General features: G+C 68.5%; 1 protein-coding gene. It reads left to right on the top strand.

The window, feature by feature from the left end:
* Positions 1–135 precede the first annotated feature (135 nt).
* Positions 136–2,993 (top strand): efflux RND transporter permease subunit (locus AC27IO_RS22345; protein WP_498740824.1); only part of this gene is annotated, 2,858 nt, incomplete at its 3' end.

Here is a 2,993-nt window from a genome sequence, read left to right as displayed (position 1 = left end):
AGCCGGTGGAGGTGGCGGCCAAGGCGGCGGCAGCCCCGGCAGGAGGCGCCTCCTCGGCGGCACCGGCCGCATCGGCTGCGGCACCCGCGGCGTCCGGCGCTGCGGCCCCGGCCGCCCGCTGAAGGACCGCCCGCCATGGCACAGTTCTTCATCAACCGGCCCATCTTCGCGTGGGTCATCGCCATCGTCATCATGCTGGCGGGGGCCATGTCCATCAAGACATTGCCGCTGGAGCAGTACCCCAACATCGCGCCGCCGCGCGTGTCCATCAGCGCCACCTACACCGGCGCCTCGGCCAAGACGGTGGAGGAATCGGTCACGCAGGTGATCGAGCAGCAGTTGAAGGGCCTCGACAACCTGATCTACATGGGCTCGACCAGCGATGCCTCGGGCGGCTCGCGCACCACGCTCACCTTCAATGCCGGCACCAACATCGACGTGGCGCAGGTGCAGGTGCAGAACAAACTGCAGCAGGCCATGTCGCGCCTGCCGCCCGCGGTGCAGAGCCGGGGCGTCACCGTCACCAAGGGCGGCAACGACTACCTGATGATCGTCACCTTCACCTCGCCCGACCCGAGCGTGACGCAGGTGGACATCGGCGACTACATCTCCAGCAACCTGGTGGACGTCATCAGCCGCATCGACGGCGTGGGCGACGTGGCCACGCTGGGCACGCCCTACGCCATGCGCGTGTGGATGGACCCGGCCAAGCTCGAGAAATACGCGCTCATGCCGTCCGACATCGGCAACGCCATCAACGCGCAGAACGCCCAGGTCTCCGCCGGCCAGCTGGGCGCCCTGCCCGCCGTGGGCGAGCAGCAGCTCAACGCCACCATCACCGCGCGCAGCAAGCTGCAGTCGCGCGAGGAGTTCGAGAACATCGTTCTCAAGTCCACCGTGGACGGCGCCATCGTGCGCCTGAAAGACGTGGCCCGCATCGAACTGGGCGCCGAGAACCTCACCATCACCTCGCGCCTGAACGGCCAGCCCGGCGCCGGCATGGGCGTGGTGCTGGCCGACAGCGCCAACGCCATGGCGGTGGCCAACGCGGTGAACGCCAAGATCGCCGAGCTGCAGCCGTTCTTTCCGTACCAGCTCAAGCCCTTCACCAGCTACGACACCACGCCCTTCGTGAGCGCCTCCATCGAAGAGGTGGTCAAGGCGCTGGTCGAGGCCATGCTGCTCGTGGTGCTGGTGATGTACATCTTCCTGCAGAACTTCCGCGCCACGCTGATCCCGGCGATCGCGGTGCCCGTGGTGCTGCTGGGCACCTTCGGCGTGCTGTCGGTGGCGGGCTACTCGATCAACACGCTGACCATGTTCGGCATGGTCCTGGCCATCGGCCTGCTGGTGGACGACGCCATCGTGGTGGTGGAGAACGTCGAGCGCGTGATGAGCGAGGAGGGCCTGCCCCCGAAGGAGGCCACGCGCAAGTCCATGGCCGAGATCACGCCCGCGCTGGTGGGCATCGCGCTCACGCTGTCGGCGGTGTTCATCCCCATGGCGTTCTTCGGCGGCTCCACGGGGGTGATCTACCGGCAGTTCTCCATCACCATCGTCTCGGCCATGGTGCTGTCGGTGCTGGTGGCGCTCACGCTCACGCCGGCGCTGTGCGCCACGCTGCTCAAGCCCATCCCCCAGGGCCAGCACAGCCCGCACGGCGCGCCGCGCCAGGGCGTGCTGGGCTGGGTGGACCGCTTCTTCACCGGCTTCAACCGCCGCTTCGACCGCACGGCCGACGGCTACCAGCGCGGCGTGGGCCGCATCGTGCGCCGCGGCGGGCGGATGATGCTGGTCTATGCGCTCATCGTGGGCGGCATGGCCGTGCTGTTCATGCGCCTGCCCACTTCGTTCCTGCCCAATGAGGACCAGGGTGCCGTGCAGGTGCAGATCACCCTGCCCCCGGGCGCCTCCAACACCCGCCTGCAGGTGGTGATGGCCGAGGTGCAGAAATACTTCGCCGCGCAGCCCGACGTGGTGAGCTTCAACTCCATCACCGGCTCCAACGGCGACCAGAGCTCGGCGCGCGGCTTCGTGCGCCTCAAAGACTGGAGCGAGCGCCCCCTGGCCTCGCAAAGCGCCGACGCCATCGCCCGCAAGGCCACGCGCGATCTGTCCAGGATCCGCGACGCGCGCATCTTCGTCGTGCTGCCGCCGGCCGTGCGCGGCCTGGGCGCCAATGCGGGCTTCAACTTCCAGCTCAAGGACCTGAACGGCCTGGGCCACGACGCGCTCGTGGCCGCGCGCGACAAGGTGCTGCAGCTGGCCGGCCAGCGGCCCGAGCTGTCCAACACCCGCAGCAACAATCTGGACGACACGCCGCAGCTGGGCGTGGCCATCGACGACGCCAAGGCCGGCGCCCTGGGCCTGGCCACCACCGACGTCAACAACACGCTGGGCAGCGCCATCGGCGGCACCTACGTGAACGACTTCCTGAACAAGGGCCGGGTCAAGCGCGTGTACATGCAGGGCGATGCGCCCTACCGCATGCTGCCGCAGGACATCGCGCCCTGGACGGTGCGCAACAGCCAGGGCCTCATGGTGCCGTTCTCGGCGTTCTCCAGCACCAGCTGGACCTACGGCTCGCCCCAGCTGCAGCGCTACAACGGCAGCCCCAGCTACGAATTCGTGGGCGACGCGGCCACGGGGGTCAGCTCCGGCGCGGCCATGGACGCGGTGGAAACCATCATGAAGGAGATGCCGCCCGGCATCGGCTACGAATGGACGGGCGCCTCCTACCAGGAGCGGCTGTCGGGCTCGCAGGCGCCGCTGCTGTACGCCGTGTCCATCCTGTTCGTGTTCCTGTGCCTGGCGGCGCTGTACGAAAGCTGGTCGGTGCCGTTCTCGGTGATCCTGGTGGTGCCGCTCGGCATCGTGGGCGCGCTGCTGGGCATCGGCATCCGCGGGCTGTCCAACGACGTGTACTTCCAGGTCGGGCTGCTCACCACCGTGGGGCTGTCGTCCAAGAACGCCATCCTGATCGTGGAGTTCGC

The organism is Acidovorax sp. KNOB132, from assembly GCF_057541515.1.
This window is presented reverse-complemented; position numbering and strand designations above follow the sequence as displayed.